Origin of the sequence: Bacillus sp. ISL-18, assembly GCF_018613415.1 — a bacterium.
In the GTDB taxonomy this organism is placed as follows: domain Bacteria; phylum Bacillota; class Bacilli; order Bacillales; family Cytobacillaceae; genus Neobacillus.
On sequence record NZ_JAGGQG010000025.1, the window covers coordinates 61,509 to 77,581 of the forward strand.

General features: G+C 40.6%; 15 protein-coding genes, 1 rRNA gene and 1 other annotated feature. All 16 genes read right to left on the minus strand.

What is annotated here, in order from left to right:
- Nucleotides 1–111 precede the first annotated feature (111 nt).
- Nucleotides 112–621, minus strand: a complete 510-nt coding sequence (locus J7E81_RS26480) for an NYN domain-containing protein (protein ID WP_215047119.1) — start codon at nt 619–621, stop codon at nt 112–114.
- A 5-nt stretch (nt 622–626) separates the two neighbouring features.
- The gene (rlmB, locus tag J7E81_RS26485; protein ID WP_215047121.1) at nt 627–1,370 is read right to left on the minus strand and encodes a 23S rRNA (guanosine(2251)-2'-O)-methyltransferase RlmB; all 744 of its coding nucleotides are present in this window, start codon (nt 1,368–1,370) and stop codon (nt 627–629) included.
- A gap of 45 nt (nt 1,371–1,415) precedes the next feature.
- Nucleotides 1,416–1,823: a Mini-ribonuclease 3 gene (locus J7E81_RS26490; protein ID WP_215047123.1), complete on the minus strand. Its 408-nt coding sequence runs from the start codon at nt 1,821–1,823 to the stop codon at nt 1,416–1,418.
- Between the two features lie 3 nt (nt 1,824–1,826).
- Nucleotides 1,827–3,224 (minus strand): cysteine--tRNA ligase, encoded by a 1,398-nt coding sequence (gene cysS, locus J7E81_RS26495; protein ID WP_215047124.1) that lies wholly within the window; start codon nt 3,222–3,224, stop codon nt 1,827–1,829.
- A complete protein-coding gene (gene cysE / locus J7E81_RS26500) occupies nt 3,205–3,879 on the minus strand; it encodes a serine O-acetyltransferase (protein WP_215047127.1) in 675 nt (224 codons plus the stop codon). The genes cysS and cysE overlap by 20 nt, the downstream gene beginning before the upstream one ends.
- 54 nt (nt 3,880–3,933) lie before the next feature.
- Nucleotides 3,934–4,187: a binding site (T-box leader), on the minus strand.
- 108 nt (nt 4,188–4,295) lie between these two features.
- A complete protein-coding gene (gltX, locus tag J7E81_RS26505; RefSeq protein WP_215047129.1) occupies nt 4,296–5,753 on the minus strand; it encodes a glutamate--tRNA ligase in 1,458 nt (485 codons plus the stop codon).
- A 70-nt stretch (nt 5,754–5,823) separates the two neighbouring features.
- A complete protein-coding gene (ispF, locus tag J7E81_RS26510; RefSeq protein ID WP_215047131.1) occupies nt 5,824–6,306 on the minus strand; it encodes a 2-C-methyl-D-erythritol 2,4-cyclodiphosphate synthase in 483 nt (160 codons plus the stop codon).
- Nucleotides 6,306–6,998: a 2-C-methyl-D-erythritol 4-phosphate cytidylyltransferase gene (ispD, locus tag J7E81_RS26515; RefSeq protein WP_215047133.1), complete on the minus strand. Its 693-nt coding sequence runs from the start codon at nt 6,996–6,998 to the stop codon at nt 6,306–6,308. The genes ispF and ispD overlap by 1 nt, the downstream gene beginning before the upstream one ends.
- A gap of 57 nt (nt 6,999–7,055) precedes the next feature.
- Nucleotides 7,056–8,147, minus strand: a complete 1,092-nt coding sequence (locus J7E81_RS26520; protein WP_215047135.1) for a PIN/TRAM domain-containing protein — start codon at nt 8,145–8,147, stop codon at nt 7,056–7,058.
- Between the two features lie 204 nt (nt 8,148–8,351).
- Nucleotides 8,352–9,428 carry a DNA integrity scanning diadenylate cyclase DisA gene (gene disA / locus J7E81_RS26525; protein ID WP_215047137.1) on the minus strand — a complete coding sequence of 359 codons (1,077 nt, stop codon included), beginning with the start codon at nt 9,426–9,428 and terminating at the stop codon, nt 8,352–8,354.
- A 3-nt stretch (nt 9,429–9,431) separates the two neighbouring features.
- Nucleotides 9,432–10,814 carry a DNA repair protein RadA gene (radA, locus tag J7E81_RS26530; protein WP_215047139.1) on the minus strand — a complete coding sequence of 461 codons (1,383 nt, stop codon included), beginning with the start codon at nt 10,812–10,814 and terminating at the stop codon, nt 9,432–9,434.
- Nucleotides 10,815–10,969: 155 nt separating this feature from the next.
- Nucleotides 10,970–13,411 (minus strand): ATP-dependent protease ATP-binding subunit ClpC, encoded by a 2,442-nt coding sequence (clpC, locus tag J7E81_RS26535; protein ID WP_215047141.1) that lies wholly within the window; start codon nt 13,409–13,411, stop codon nt 10,970–10,972.
- Between the two features lie 17 nt (nt 13,412–13,428).
- Nucleotides 13,429–14,499: a protein-arginine kinase McsB gene (mcsB, locus tag J7E81_RS26540; protein ID WP_215047144.1), complete on the minus strand. Its 1,071-nt coding sequence runs from the start codon at nt 14,497–14,499 to the stop codon at nt 13,429–13,431.
- A 1-nt stretch (nt 14,500) separates the two neighbouring features.
- Nucleotides 14,501–15,049: a protein-arginine kinase activator protein McsA gene (mcsA, locus tag J7E81_RS26545; protein WP_215047146.1), complete on the minus strand. Its 549-nt coding sequence runs from the start codon at nt 15,047–15,049 to the stop codon at nt 14,501–14,503.
- Nucleotides 15,050–15,076: 27 nt separating this feature from the next.
- Nucleotides 15,077–15,538, minus strand: coding sequence for a CtsR family transcriptional regulator (locus J7E81_RS26550; protein WP_215047148.1), 462 nt, complete (start codon nt 15,536–15,538; stop codon nt 15,077–15,079).
- 413 nt (nt 15,539–15,951) lie between these two features.
- A 5S ribosomal RNA gene (gene rrf / locus J7E81_RS26555) occupies nt 15,952–16,067 on the minus strand.
- Nucleotides 16,068–16,073: the final 6 nt, after the last annotated feature.

Consider the following 16,073-nt stretch of genomic DNA (forward strand, 5'->3'; position numbering starts at 1 on the left):
AAAAAGTGTTCGTTAATCTTTGCTCCGAAGTCCGTACTCAAAGTAGATCCCCTCCACCGAACATGCATAGATATTACTAGTATACATTAGAAATATTTTGAAGTCGAGAGCTCATTTCTCGCCTCTGCGCCATTTTTCAAAAATTTCTGCCATTTCTTCACTAATCGGTATCTTTGAGAACGGCTTTTTTTCTTGGATCTTTTTCACTTTCTTTTCGATTCCTTTTTCAATGGAGGACATTTCAATCAGCAGTTCACGCGCAGACTTTCTTAATGCCCCCTGTCCAAATATCGCCCATTGCTCTGTAAAATCAGAGGTTGCTACATGGATTTGTGTCCTTCGATTGCTTAAGCTAATTGCCATTTTTTCAATTCGCTCATCTGCTGTTTCATTTTCCTTCGTAAAAATAACCTCAACCTTATGATTTTTATACTTTTTCTCTATCCCTTGGACATAATAGGCATCAAAAACAATAATCACGCGGTAACCGGAAAAGGCCTGATATTCGGCCATTTTTTCAATTAGTCGATCCCTTGCAGCCGGTAAATCCCGATCCTTGAGTACCTTTAATTCTGGCCAGGCTCCAATAATGTTGTATCCATCGACAAGCAGGATATCCATATCCACTACCTGCCAAGCGGATGACGTTTGCGATATACCTCATACATGAGTAGGGATGCAGCTACAGAAGCATTTAATGAAGTTACTTTACCGGCCATTGGCAAATGAATGAGAAAGTCACATTTATCACGAATTAACCTTCCCATGCCTTTGCCTTCGCTGCCAATTACTAAACCGAGTGGAAGCGTACCATCCATCTGACGGTAATCTTCCTTTCCCTTGGCATCTGTTCCAGCAATCCATACGCCCCGTTCTTTCAGCTCATCAATCGTACGTGCCATATTCGTTACCCGGACTACTGGAATATATTCGATTGCCCCTGTTGAAGCTTTTGCCACCGTTGCGGTTAAGCCAACCGCCCTGCGTTTGGGAATGATGATACCATGTGCCCCGACTGCATCCGCAGTCCTCATAATGGAACCTAGGTTATGGGGATCCTCTATTTCATCAAGCAGTAAAAAGAACGGTGCTTCATTTCTCTTCTCTGCCGCAGCAAACAAATCATCCATTTCCGCATATTGGTAAGCCGCCACATAGGCTAGCACACCTTGATGATTTTCTTCAGCAATTTGGTCAAGCTTTTTCTTTGGAACAAATTGCACAAGGACATTGGCCTCTTTTGCCAATTGGGTAATCTGCTGCATTTGTCCCCGTTGTGATCCTTCGGAAATTAATATCTTATTGATATCTCTTTCCGATTTTAGTGCTTCGATAACTGGATTTTTTCCAACAATGTATTCCTGACTCATATTATTTCGTTCCTCCTTTCATTAGAAAGCGCAATCCACCTGTTATCATGCATTTTCAACACAGCTGAAAGCCTTCTCCACTAACTCCTCTAGCCGTTCCAATCTTCCTTCTAAAAATAAATAGCCCATTAACGCTTCAAACGCTGTGCTGTAGCGATATGTTTGAACATCCGTATTTTTAGGAACGGTACCTGATTTTGCATTCCTGCCGCGCATAACGACAGCAGATTCCTCTTCATTTAAAAGCTTTTCATCCATAAATTGAAAAAGGATCCGGCACTGGGCCTTCGCTGAAACGTATCTAGTCGCCAGTCGGTGTAATTGATTGGGCCTCACCTGGCCATTATAGAGAAGGTGCCGTCTAACATACGATTCAAATACGGCATCTCCCATATAGGCCAAAGCAAGACCATTCAATTGTTTGGCATCAATATTGTTCTCATAATCAAGCATGAATTAGCCTCTTTTCCACCTTGTGCCTTGCGGTGTATCCTCTAGAATGATATTCATTTCCTTTAGCTGATCCCTAATTTGATCGGACAGTTGGAAATTCCGGTCTCTCCGTGCCTGGTTCCGCTGTTCAATTAGCGCATCAATTTCTTCATCTATCATTTCTTCGGTTCCAAGTGTTAATCCCAGTACCTCGAATAACTCTTCAAATTTACCGGTAAAAGCTTCAATTACCTCAATAGCGGTATTTTTTTCTAGAAGATAATAATTCGCTAGTTTAGATAGTTCAAATAGAACCGAAATGGCTAAAGCTGTATTAAAATCATCATCCATCGCTTCAATAAATTGTTCATGCAAGACAGTCAGCTTATCCAGCCACTCTTGATTATGGTCCGTTAAATCAGTACTTGCCTCTTTCCGATGGTTTAAATTTTGATACGAGGTTGTTAAACGTTCAAACGCAGCCTTTGTACTTTCCAGTAATTCCTCACTATAGTTAATCGGATTGCGATAATGAACCGACAGCATAAAGAACCGCAATACTTGTGGGTTGTGTCTTTTAATAATGTCATGAACAAGGACAAAGTTTCCAAGTGATTTAGACATTTTTTCATTGTCAATATTAATATACCCATTATGCATCCAATACCTGGAGAATAATTTACCGGAAAGAGCTTCTGATTGAGCAATTTCATTTTCATGATGCGGGAAGGTTAAGTCTTGACCTCCTGCATGAATATCAATCGTCTCGCCCAGGTACTTTTTCGCCATTGCTGAGCATTCGATATGCCAGCCCGGACGTCCAAGTCCCCAGGGACTTTCCCAATAGATTTCTCCTTCTTTTGCCGTCTTCCAAAGAGCAAAGTCTAAGTCGTCTTCTTTCCTATCACCGACTTCAATCCTAGCCCCTACTTGGAGGTCATCAACAGATTGATGTGAGAGTTTTCCGTAATCATCAAAGCTTCTTGTCCGGAAATAAACATCCCCCTCTGATTCATAAGCAAAGCCCTTTTCTACTAATTGGCTGATAAAATCAATGATGATATCCATATTTTCCATTACTCGCGGATGGACATCCGCCTTTAGGCAGCCTAATGCTGAGACATCCTCAAAGTATGCATCGATAAAACGATTAGCAATGGTTGGAACATCCTCCCCAATTTGATTAGCTGCGCGAATTAATTTATCATCTACATCTGTGAAGTTTGAAACATACTTCACGTCAAAGCCTCGATATTCCAAGTATCGGCGTACCGTATCAAACACGATCGCTGGGCGGGCATTTCCTATATGAATATAATTATAAACGGTTGGACCGCAGACATACATTTTTACCTTTCCTTCTTCCAGCGGTACGAAGGGTTCCTTTTTTCTGGTTAATGTATTATATATTTGAATGGCCATTGACTTCTATCCTTTCATTTTTTAATTCTTGAAGCTCTTGCCTTAATTGAATGAGTTCACTTTCCACGTCACGGATGCGGTCAGCGATTGGGTCAGGAAGATCGCAATGGTTTAAATCTTTTTCCTTTTTGATGCGGATGCCATCTTGAATGACCACCCTTCCTGGGATCCCGACTACTGTTGAGTTGGGTGGTACCTCTTTTAATACAACCGAACCGCCGCCAATTTTAGAATTTTCGCCTACCGTAATAGAACCAAGTACCTTAGCGCCAGTGGCAATGAGGACATTATCCTTAATCGTCGGATGGCGTTTTCCCTTTTCTTTCCCTGTTCCGCCAAGTGTAACACCTTGATATATAGTTACATTATTCCCAATTTCACAGGTTTCCCCTATGACTACCCCCATACCATGATCAATAAAAAATCTCCTGCCTATCTTTGCACCAGGATGAATTTCAATTCCGGTAAAAAAACGGCTTACTTGTGACATGACACGAGCAGGGAAATATAATTTTCGCTTGAAGAGTGCATGTGCAATCCGATGTGCCCAAATAGCATGCAAACCTGAATAAGTCAAAACGACTTCAAAAGCGCTTCGCGCCGCAGGATCTTGTTCAAAAACAACCTCGATGTCCTCCTTCATCCGCTTGAACATCGCTCTTCCCCCTTTGCTATATATATAAAAAGAAAAAGCGCCCCTGTCGCAATCGACAGAGACGCATAATACGTGGTTCCACTCTGATTAGGTCGACTAGCTATCCCCCAACTGATTGGGCAGTAGCTCATCATTACCTCACTCTACTTGTTAACGGATTGCTCCGCCCAAATCTACTCGAGTTGACTCCTTTCGAAATGGGGCTCGGAGGTGCATTTCAAAAAATGGGAGGCTTAAACCACTCTCAGCCGGTGATGGTTCTCTCTTTAAAGCATCATTTTTTTACTTTTCCTCTTCTTCGCTTTATCTTATGTGATTAGGATTCTACCATTGGACCTTTATAACTGTCCAGCTCAATCGGCTAGTGTACTTCGCTTTTCTTATTTCCTCTACTATATTACATTTTCTTTATCTTGTTAACTAATAATTTTATTAATTCTGTTTTGAACCTTAGTTTTTCCCAATAATTCGATTGCCTGTGGAAGGTCTGGGCCATGTGTTTGACCTGTTACCGCGGCACGAATTGGCATAAACAGATTTTTTCCTTTTTGACCGGTTGATTTTTGTACAGCTTTCATAGCTGCTTTAATACCATCAGCACGGAAGCTGTCAAGTTGGTCAAGTTCATGAGAAAAAGCTCTTAACACTTCCGGAACTGTTTCACCTGCTAAGATTTCCTTTGTATCCTCTTCATAGACTGCTTCATCCTCGAAGAACATATCCGATAATCCTACGATTTCCGCACCAAAGCTCATTTTTTCTTGTAATAGTCCGACAAGGCTGCGAGCCCAATCATGCTGTTCGTCTGTTAAGCTTTCGCTTAGTCGCCCCGCTTTAATTAAGTGCGGCAGAGCAAGCTCCAATGCTCGGTCAACATCGATCTTTTTCATGTATTGATTGTTCATCCATGCTAGCTTTTGTTGATCAAATAACGCCGGTGATTTTGAAAGACGATTAGCATCAAAAATCTCAATAAACTCCTCTTTTGAGTAAAGTTCCTCTTCACCAGCCGGTGACCAGCCTAACAGTGTAATAAAGTTAAATAATGCTTCTGGAAGATAGCCAAGTTCTTCATATTGTTCAATAAATTGAATAATCGATTCATCACGCTTACTTAACTTCTTACGGCTTTCGTTTACAATTAAGGTCATATGTCCAAAAATAGGTGGTTCCCAGCCCAATGCTTCATAAACCACTAATTGTTTTGGGGTGTTTGAAATATGGTCATCACCACGGAGTACATGACTGATTTCCATTAGGTGATCATCGATGGCAACCGCAAAGTTATAGGTTGGTGTTCCATCCTTTTTCACCATGACCCAGTCACCCATACCTTCAGATTCAAACGAAACAACCCCTTTGACCATATCGTCAAATGTATAGGTTTTATTTTCTGGTACAACAATTCGAATACTTGGCTGGCGGCCTTCTGCTTCTAATTGACGGCGTTCATCCTCTGTTAAGTGACGGCATTTGCCAGAATAGTGAGGAGTTTCGCCTCTCTCGGTTTGAGCTTCGCGTTCTGCTTCAAGCTCTTCTTCTGTACAGTAGCATTTATACGCATGGCCTGTTTCTAATAACTGATTATAGTAAGTTTCATAAATGTCATTTCTTTCTGATTGGCGGTAAGGACCGTATTCGCCGCCGACATCAACGCTTTCATCCCAATCCATTCCGAGCCATTTTAAATATTTTAATTGGCTTTCTTCCCCGCCGGCGATATTGCGTTTCTTATCAGTATCCTCTATCCGGATAATAAATTTACCACCTTTATTCCGAGCAAATAAATAATTGAATAGTGCAGTACGGGCGTTTCCAATATGTAAATGTCCCGTTGGACTTGGAGCATACCTTACACGAACTTCGTTTGACATCATAATGCCTCCATCGAAATATATTGTCTCAACCGATTTATTTTACCATTGTGATTTCTATCTATAAAGTCTAATCGGCAACCTTTTTTAATAAAACAACTGCCTGCGAGGCGATTCCCTCACCTCTGCCGGTAAATCCCAATTTTTCCGTTGTAGTGGCTTTGACGTTAATTTGATCCGGCGCCGCTTCTAATAATTCAGCAATCCGTGCCCGAATCTGCTCAATATAAGGGGCCATTTTCGGTTTTTGGGCAATAATGGTGCAGTCTGCATTGACCAACTCGTATCCCTTATCTTTGACTAGCTGCCACACGTGTTCAGTAAGTTTGGCAGAGTCAGCATCTTTAAAGTTGGGATCTGTATCAGGAAAATGTTTGCCGATATCACCCTCGCCAATCGCACCAAGACAAGCATCACAAACCGTATGTAATAAAACATCCGCATCAGAATGGCCCAGAAGCCCCTTTTCATATGGAATCGTTATGCCGCCAATGATTAGCGGGCGCCCCTCTGTTAATTGGTGAACATCAAAGCCCTGACCAATTCGAAACATTAAAAAAACCCCTTTTCTCTCTTTTTTATAATCGCTTCAGCAAAGAATAAATCTTCCGGTGTTGTCAGTTTAATATTATCGTAATCCCCTTCGACAATAGTTACAGGATAACCTATCCGCTCGACCAAACTAGCATCATCTGTTCCGAGAAACTGATCCTTTTCGGCTTCTTGATAAGCTTTCTTTAATAAGGAAACGCGAAAAGCTTGTGGGGTTTGAACAGCCCACAAGCTTGAACGTTCGACAGTTTCCACTACCACACCATCATTTACTTTCTTCATAGTGTCTTTGGCCGAAACGCCCATAATAGCAGCACCCGTTTCTTCTGCCTTCTCTACTAAAGAGTGGATATGGTCCTTTTGAATAAACGGCCGAGCTGCATCATGTACAAGGATAACCCCATTATCTTTGACTGTCTTAAGGGCATTGTATATGCTGTACTGACGTTCGTCCCCGCCCGGTATCAAATCAGATACTTTCGAGATTCGATACTTTTTTAGCAGCTCCTTAATTTCCTGAGCATCCTGAGTATGTATTGCTAAAATAATACCAACGCAGGCTTCATCCTCTTCAAATACGTTTAAGGTATGAATGAGAACCGGAAGACTATTAAGCTCTAATAAAAGTTTGTTTTTCCCCGCTCGCATTCTTTTTCCCAGGCCAGCTGCCGGGATAATGACTTGGTAAGTCATACATATACCTCTCTATCTGTCTTGCTGCAGCACTTAAAGGCGCTGCAGCTTTTCTTTCTAAAGTGCTTTTTCTAACAACTTGGGTTTGGCAAATATCATTCGGCCGGCAGAGGTTTGAAGAACACTTGTTACTAGAACTTCAATTCTCTTCCCAATATATTCTCTTCCTTCTTCTACAACAATCATCGTTCCGTCATCTAAATAAGCGACACCTTGATGATATTCTTTTCCGTCTTTTATTACTTGAACCGTTAACTCTTCTCCTGGAAGAACAACCGGTTTGACTGCATTTGCTAAGTCATTAATGTTTAATACGGAGACATTCTGTAATTCACACACTTTATTTAGATTAAAGTCATTCGTTACAAGGATTCCATTTGTTAATTTTGCCAGTTTTACGAGTTTTGAGTCTACCTCGCTAATCTCATCAAAATCACCTTCATAGATTTCGACCTTAATGGATAATTCCTTTTGAATGCGATTTAATATATCCAAGCCTCTACGGCCGCGGTTTCGTTTTAACACATCGGAGGAATCGGCAATATGTTGTAATTCCTCAAGAACAAACTGCGGAATAACAATTGTTCCTTCTAAAAAGCCAGTCTGACAAATATCAGCAACCCGGCCATCAATAATGACACTCGTATCCAAGATTTTTAAAGCTTTACCGGCTGCAGGATCCACTTCTTCATCTTCACCGGACTTCTTCTTGCTGCCACGATTTCCAAATAGACCTAATAGCTCATCACGCTTTTTAAAACCAACTTGAAAGCCAAGATAACCAAACAAAAGCGTCAATAAAATGGGTGCTACGGCATTTAAAATGGGTACTTGTACGGCATTAAGAGCAAAACCAATCAAAAAAGCAACAAACAAACCGAAAATTAATCCGACACTGCCAAATAATACATCTGTAACAGGAATTTTCACTAAAGAATCTTCCGTCCATTTAATAAAATTAAAGACATAATCTACTGCCCAAAAGGTAATAAGGTAAAAAATAATAGCCCCTATAATAGCAGTAACATATGAGTTATTAATCAGTGGAATGTCATTGATATGAAGTAATTTAAACAATTCCGGCAGTAATAAGATTCCGAGCGTACCTCCAATAATGAGGAAGCATGCCTGCACAATTCTTTTTAACATTCCTTCACCTCCTCTAATTCATTATAAACATATTCTCAAAATTGAAACCTTGATTTTGTGATTATTTTTTCCAATTTTTATCTTCTTGAAATTAATCTATTTTGTAAAAATCTTACTCCTCATAGGGTAGCATTGGAAATTTTCTCTGTCAAACAAATTGGGGTTGGACATTTTAGCATACTCAATTTTCTTTTTCAATCATTTTTATAGATGCCTATCTGTATATAGCCGGTCTTTAATTAAGCGAAAGCCCTCTTTAATTTTCTTTGCCCGTACTTCCCCTATTCCTTCCACATCATCCAGCTCTTCCACCGTTGCTGACAGGATGCTGGCTAGTTCTCCAAAACTTGTGATTAAGTTCTCAATGATAATCGAAGGTAATCTAGGAATTTTATGCAGAATCCGATAACCACGCGGAAATTTATTTTCGTCGAGATGGACATAGCCTAGGTATCCCATTAATTTCAACAATACAATGTCCTCAATCGTGCCGCTATTTGCCAGTGACTGCATCCGCTGAAGCACATCCCGGGCCAGGACATCCCGCTCATTAGCATAATCTTTAATAATTAGGATAATTTCTTCTTCAAGGTCTGTTAGAATTTCATTCATTTGCAGCCGAATCAGCCTGCCTTCTGTCCCCAGCTCATGTAAAAAGGTTAATAGTTCATTTTTTATTTTCAAGACCATTTCAAAACGATGAAGAACGAGTAAAAAGTCATTATAAGTTACCGATTCTTCAAACTCTAAAATACTTAGATTCGTTATACTTTGTTCAAGAACAACCTTATATTTTTCCAGAGTCTGAATGGCTTGATTAGCTTTTGTTAAAATGACAGCAATATCCTTTAAGGAATAACGAAAATTCCCTTGATAAAGGGTAATCACATTTCTTCTTTGTGATATGGCAATGACCAGAGCTTTCGTTTGCTTGGCGACTCTTTCCGCTGTGCGATGCCGCATCCCTGTTTCTGTTGAAGGGATCTCAGAGTTTGGTGCGAGCTGGGCATTGGCAAATAGAATTTTATTACCTAACTCGTTAAGAATGATCGCACCATCCATTTTGGCAAGTTCATATAAAAAGCTTGGTGAAAAGGAGCAATTAATGGAAAATCCACCATCCACAATGCTTTTTACCTTATCGTTATACCCAATTACAATAAGTCCGCCTGTATTGGCTCTTAATACATTATCAATTCCCTCTCGAAGAGGCGTGCCAGGGGCAATAAACTGTAAAACATCTATTACCGTAGTTGCCTCGCCAAGTTTCTTATTTTCCATCTGCTACCCTCCTAACGCTGCTTGCAGTGCCTCACTAACGGAGGAAACACCTATAAGCTTAACCCCCTCTGGGCCCGTCCAGCCACTTAAATTATTAGCTGGTAAAATAATGCGTTCAAAGCCTAATTTGGCTGCCTCCTGAACACGCTGTTCAATTCTTGACACCCTTCTTACCTCTCCAGTCAAACCAACTTCACCGATAATACAGTCGGTAGGTCTTGTCGGGCGATCCCTAAAGCTCGAAGCAATACTTACGGCAATCGCTAAATCAATCGCTGGTTCATCCAGCTTGACTCCTCCAGCAACCTTTAAATAGGCATCCTGGTTTGCTAGAAGCATACCAACCCGTTTTTCCAAAACTGCCATTAATAGCGGTACCCGATTATGATCAATTCCTGTTGCCATTCTCCGTGGATTTCCAAAACTCGTAGGTGAGATAAGTGCCTGGATTTCAACGAGAACCGGACGTGTTCCCTCCATTGAAGCAACAACTGTCGATCCAGCTGCTCCGCGAGACCGCTCTTCCAAGAAAATTTCCGATGGGTTTTCTACTTCTTCGAGTCCAAATTCCTTCATTTCAAAAATGCCCATTTCGTTTGTAGAGCCAAAACGATTTTTGACTGCTCTAAGAATTCGGTAAGTATGATGTCTTTCCCCTTCAAAATAAAGCACGGTATCGACCATATGTTCTAAAAGCCTTGGCCCGGCAATAGAACCTTCCTTGGTCACATGCCCAACAATAAAAATGGCAACCCCTTTGGTTTTGCCGATCCTCATCAATTCAGATGTACATTCCCGGACTTGAGAAACACTCCCAGGTGCTGACGTTACCTCTGGATGGAAGATCGTTTGGATAGAGTCAATAATGACAAAGCTGGGATTCTCACTATCAATCGTCCGATTTATTTCTTCAAGGTTTGTTTCTGAATAGACTAATAGGTTTTCTGAGGAAATCCCCAGCCGTTCCGCCCGAAGCTTTGTTTGTCTTAATGATTCTTCACCAGATATGTAAAGAACAGAATTTCCTTTATTCGCAAGCTGTGAGGATACTTGCAAGAGAAGTGTAGATTTCCCTATTCCCGGGTCACCGCCAATTAGAACTAACGATCCCTTGACGACACCACCGCCTAGTACGCGGTTCAGCTCTTGTAAATCGGTTAGGATTCTCGGTTCGTTCTCCATTTCAATTGCATTAATCTTCATTGGTTTGGTTAATAGATTAGAACCGGTTTGTGAATGAGCAAATGCTCCTCTTCTTTGAGCTCCTGTTACTTCTACTTCCTCAACCATCTTATTCCATTGTCCACAGCCTGGGCATTTCCCCATCCATTTCGGGGATTCATAACCGCATTCTTGGCAGATGAACTTTGTTTTCCTTTTTACCATTACCTTCAACCTTTCCTAACCACATGGAGTTATATCCAACCCGCTAATACCCTGAGTATTAATTGATAAATAAAAAAGAGGCACACGGGTTGACTTTATTCACGTGTACCTCTTGCAATGTGTTGTCAAGCACTAAACTATTCGTAAGTCTTGATTTATTTTGCTAAACTTGTTTGTTCTGCCATTCTCACAACGAACTCACCGTTGACTACATCTATTATAGCATGCTGTCCTGTTAATAAGGTCCCTTTTAATAATTCTTCAGACAGACGATCTTCTATATGCTTTTGAATAGCACGGCGCAGTGGTCTTGCACCATACTCTGGGTCGTAGCCTTCCTGAGAGATCTTCTCTTTTGCTGCTGGTGTTAATTCTAGTGAAATATTTTGCTCTTTTAATCGTTTTACCAACTGATCAGATAACAGGGTGACAATTTCCTCAAGATGCTTTTTCTCTAACGCATGGAAGACAATAATTTCATCGATACGATTCAAGAATTCCGGACGGAAGGCCTTTTTAAGCTCATCCATCACCTTACCCTTCATATCTTTGTAATCCTGTTCCCCGTCTTGAATATTGAAGCCCACAAACTTATTTCGCTTTAATGCCTCCGCACCCACGTTGGATGTCATAATAAGGACTGTGTTTCGGAAATCAACTGTTCTTCCCTTTGAATCGGTTAAACGCCCATCTTCGAGAACTTGAAGCAGGATATTAAAGACATCTGGATGTGCCTTCTCGATTTCATCTAACAAGATGACAGAATACGGTTTTCTACGAACCTTTTCGGTTAATTGCCCGCCTTCTTCATAACCGACATATCCAGGAGGGGAACCAACAAGGCGGGATGTAGAGTGCTTCTCCATATACTCCGACATATCGATTCGAATCATTGAGTCCTCATCACCAAACATAGCTTCCGCAAGGGCGCGTGCCAATTCTGTTTTCCCTACCCCTGTAGGGCCAAGGAACACAAATGAACCGATTGGACGTTTTGGATCCTTTAGTCCCGCTCTAGCACGGCGGACTGCCTTGGAAACAGCTATAACCGCTTCTTCTTGCCCAATGACACGGGAATGTAACGTTTCCTCTAAATTAAGTAACTTCGCTGTTTCGGTTTGTGCAAGCTTAGAGACCGGTACACCCGTCCAGCTTGAAACTACACTGGCAATATCTTCTACGGTCACTTCATTATTTTCTTTTCCTTGTTTTTCTTTCCAGGTTTTCTTTGTCTCTTCCAACTGTTCACGGAGACGCTGCTCTGTATCTCTTAAAGAAGCCGCTTTTTCAAATTCTTGACTTTGAACAGCAGAATCCTTTTCTTTTCTAACATCCTCCAATTTAACCTCTAACTCTTTTAAATTTGGCGGTGTTGTATAAGACCGAAGTCTTACCTTTGAACCTGCTTCATCAATTAAGTCAATTGCTTTGTCAGGAAGGAAACGGTCAGAAATATAACGATCTGAAAGCTTAACAGCTGCCTCAATTGCCTCATCTGTAATCGAGACGCGGTGATGGGCTTCATAACGATCACGTAGGCCTGCTAGAATTTGAATCGATTCCTCCATAGTTGGTTCATCCACCCGAATTGGCTGGAAGCGGCGTTCTAGCGCAGCATCTTTTTCAATATATTTACGGTATTCATCCAGTGTGGTCGCACCGATACATTGAAGCTCACCACGTGCAAGGGATGGCTTTAGGATATTAGACGCATCAATTGCCCCTTCTGCGCCTCCCGCACCGATTAAGGTGTGCAGCTCATCGATAAATAGAATGATGTTTCCTGCTTGACGGATTTCATCCATTACTTTTTTCAAGCGGTCTTCAAATTCTCCACGATATTTCGTTCCAGCAACAACTGTTCCCATATCGAGTGTCATGACACGCTTATCACGCAGGATTTCAGGTACTTCATTGTTGACAATTTGCTGAGCAAGCCCTTCAGCAATAGCTGTCTTACCAACACCCGGCTCCCCAATTAATACAGGGTTATTTTTCGTTCTACGGCTTAATACTTCAATAACACGTTGAATTTCTTTACTTCGGCCAATGACTGGATCCAGACTGCCTTCTCGGGCAATCGCAGTTAAATCCCTTGCAAGGCTGTCAAGTGTAGGTGTATTAGCACTCACGGATGTTCCCCCTTGGTGCGAACCTGATTCATTACTTCCTAATAACTGGAGTACTTGCTGACGTGCCTTATTCAAGCTGACACCAAGATTATTTAATACCCTTGCTGCTACCCCTTCTCCTTCACGAATTAAGCCAAGAAGAATATGCTCAGTACCAACATAGGAGTGTCCTAACTTTCGAGCCTCATCCATTGATAGTTCAATCACCTTTTTAGCTCTCGGAGTATAGTGAATGGTTTGAGAAGTTTCCTGTCCTTTGCCGATTAAATTTTCTACTTCTTTTTGAATTTTTTCTGAACCTAACCCAAGGCCATAAAGAGCTTTTGCTGCAATCCCTTCACCTTCGCGTACAAGTCCTAATAAAACATGCTCAGTTCCAATGTTATTATGACCAAGACGAATTGCTTCCTCTTGTGCCAGTGCCAGAACCTTTTGTGCTCTCTCGGTAAATCGTCCAAACATCATATTCTCTTCCTCCTCACCTATTTTTCATTCTCCAAGTTTATACGGTCCCTAATTAATGCGGCTCTTCGGATATCCCTTTCATGAGGCCGTAATGGACCGCCCGCATATTGCTGAAGAAAACCCGGCTGGGTTAAAATCATTAATTCATTTAAAATGGTCTTCGGCATATTTTGTATATACCCCATATCTATACCAAGCCGAACATCCGATAGGCAGCGAGCTGCTTCCTTCGATTCAATAATCCGGCTATTAGATAACACCCCTAATGAGCGGAACACCCTGTCTTCTAATTGTATGTTAGAAGTTTTACGTAATGCTTCACGAGCAGACCTTTCTTGTGAAATTAGCTGACTCGCTACTCCTTTTAAATCCCGGCTAATATCTTCCTCTGATTTCCCCAGAGTTATCTGATTAGAAATTTGAAAAATATTCCCCAGTGCTTCACTGCCCTCTCCATAAATACCTCTAACCACAAGGCCTAACTGATGAATAGCAGGAATGATCCGATTAATTTGCTGTGTTAAAATTAATCCGGGCAGATGCATCATGACAGATGCTCTGAGACCTGTGCCAACATTGGTGGGACAACTAGTTAAATAGCCATATTTTTCATCAAATGCATAATGGATTTGTTCTTCAAGCCAATCATCTATTTCATTCGCAGCATGTAATGCTTCTGCTAATTGCAGACCAGGAAATAAACATTGAATACGAATATGGTCCTCTTCATTTATCATAATACTAACTTCTTCATTTTCTGTTAATAGAACAGCACCATATGGAGAGTCCTCTGCCAATAGTGGACTAATTAAATGCTTTTCTACTAAAACCCGCTTCTGAAGAGGCTGCATTTCATCCATTTTCAATAATTCCATTTTACCGAAGTTCTCAACTGGTGATTTTTTTAGAATATCCTCCATCGTATCTATAATCACTTTTGCCTCTTCATGTGAAAAAACAGTTGGGAAATTATAAGATTCAAAATTTCGTGCAAGTCGAATCCGGGAACTAAGGACAATATCGGAATCCGGACCTTCTTCGCTCATCCAAGAGCTGACCGCTTGATTAAAAAATCTTTCAACCGACACTTTATTCCCCTCCCTCTTCATTTCCAGCTACTTGTTTCTCTAATGTACGGACTTGATCGCGAATTTCAGCTGCTTTCTCAAATTCCTCTTGCCTGATAGCCTCTTTTAATTCCAATTTCAACTCTTCGATCTGTTTGCGAAGTTGAAATTCACCGCCTATTCTTTTCGGAATTTTACCATTATGGGTCCAATTTCCGCTATGAAGGCGCCTTAATACAGGCTTTAACTGATCTTTAAATGTCTCATAACATTGAGCGCAGCCAAAACGGCCAACTTTTAAAAACTGTGGAAATGTCATTGAACAATGTTGACATTGAAGGATTTCTTCTTGTTGAAAAGGGCTTTCACTCGGCTTTTGAAAAGATGGATCAATATTTAATAAACCTGCCAATAGGTTGTTAAACGCAAAACCCGATTCCCCATTCAAGATAAACATTTCGCCTTTCTCCTGAGCACACTTCTCACATAGATGGACTTCTGTTTTTTCCCCATTAATAATTTTGGTAAAATGAAGTGCGGCAGGCCTTTGATTGCATTCCTGACAAATCATCTATTTTCACCTCTTTAGGCTGCATAATTATTTATATTTTAAAGAAGTTAACATTGCTTTTAACATTCGCGCTCTTAATTCATCGCGGAATGGAAGATCAATATATAGTACAGAACGATCAATGACACTTAGCATGATTTTTGCTTCTCGTTTTGTAATGACCTCTTCGTGAACAAGTCTTATGATTACGTCCTCGGCAGTCGTTTGACTTATTCGATTGTTGACAAGGGAAAGCAAATGATCAATTAAATGGGCTAAGTCGTGGGATTGGACCTTCATTATCCGAATATATCCACCGCCGCCCCGTTTACTCTCAACAATATATCCTCTTTCAATCGTAAAACGGGTATTAATAACATAGTTTATTTGTGAAGGAACACATTGAAATTTATCGGCTATTTCACTTCTTTTAATTTCAACAAGATCTTCTTCACTCATTTCTAAAACCTGCTTTAGATACTTTTCAATAATATCGGAAATGTTTCTCATCTTCCCACCTCCCATCTTCTGACTTTGACTATATTTGACTTTAATTATACTGAAAATTTTATGGAGATGCAACGATTCACTATTACTGATTTTCTCCAAATTTCACGGTTGTGAAACCTAAAAAGCCCAGAAAATAAGCTTTATATAATTCGACTATTTTCGTAATTATTGACCTCCTATAATTTTGCTTATCATTTTTTATATTAATAATAGGTAAAGTGATACAGAAATGTGAAATTAATGTAAAGTTCCATCGTAGCTGTTCAGCAGAAAATTATCCACCTGTTAATAACTTTTCTGTTATTCCTTTTTTTACACTTATTGGGGACAGTCTGTGAACAAAGTGTGGAATAATTGTTAGTAAAGATAATTATACAAAAAAAAGACAACCCTTTACGGATTGTCTTTTTTTTGCCTGGCAACGTCCTACTCTCACAGGGACAAAGTCCCAACTACCATCGGCGCTGAGAAGCTTAACTTCCGTGTTCGGTATGGGAACGGGTGTGACCTTCTCGCCTTAATTACCAGACTATTT

Excerpts from the sequence above, each read along its gene's own strand:
- J7E81_RS26480 (WP_215047119.1), bottom strand. The coding sequence starts at position 621 with ATGGATATCCTGCTTGTCGATGGATACAACATTATTGGAGCCTGGCCA.
- rlmB (WP_215047121.1), bottom strand. The coding sequence starts at position 1,370 with ATGAGTCAGGAATACATTGTTGGAAAAAATCCAGTTATCGAAGCACTA.
- J7E81_RS26490 (WP_215047123.1), bottom strand. The coding sequence starts at position 1,823 with ATGCTTGATTATGAGAACAATATTGATGCCAAACAATTGAATGGTCTT.
- cysS (WP_215047124.1), bottom strand. The coding sequence starts at position 3,224 with ATGGCCATTCAAATATATAATACATTAACCAGAAAAAAGGAACCCTTC.
- cysE (WP_215047127.1), bottom strand. The coding sequence starts at position 3,879 with ATGTTCAAGCGGATGAAGGAGGACATCGAGGTTGTTTTTGAACAAGAT.
- gltX (WP_215047129.1), bottom strand. The coding sequence starts at position 5,753 with ATGTCAAACGAAGTTCGTGTAAGGTATGCTCCAAGTCCAACGGGACAT.
- ispF (WP_215047131.1), bottom strand. The coding sequence starts at position 6,306 with ATGTTTCGAATTGGTCAGGGCTTTGATGTTCACCAATTAACAGAGGGG.
- ispD (WP_215047133.1), bottom strand. The coding sequence starts at position 6,998 with ATGACTTACCAAGTCATTATCCCGGCAGCTGGCCTGGGAAAAAGAATG.
- J7E81_RS26520 (WP_215047135.1), bottom strand. The coding sequence starts at position 8,147 with ATGTTAAAAAGAATTGTGCAGGCATGCTTCCTCATTATTGGAGGTACG.
- disA (WP_215047137.1), bottom strand. The coding sequence starts at position 9,428 with ATGGAAAATAAGAAACTTGGCGAGGCAACTACGGTAATAGATGTTTTA.
- radA (WP_215047139.1), bottom strand. The coding sequence starts at position 10,814 with ATGGTAAAAAGGAAAACAAAGTTCATCTGCCAAGAATGCGGTTATGAA.
- clpC (WP_215047141.1), bottom strand. The coding sequence starts at position 13,411 with ATGATGTTTGGACGATTTACCGAGAGAGCACAAAAGGTTCTGGCACTG.
- mcsA (WP_215047146.1), bottom strand. The coding sequence starts at position 15,049 with ATGATTTGTCAGGAATGCAATCAAAGGCCTGCCGCACTTCATTTTACC.
- J7E81_RS26550 (WP_215047148.1), bottom strand. The coding sequence starts at position 15,538 with ATGAGAAACATTTCCGATATTATTGAAAAGTATCTAAAGCAGGTTTTA.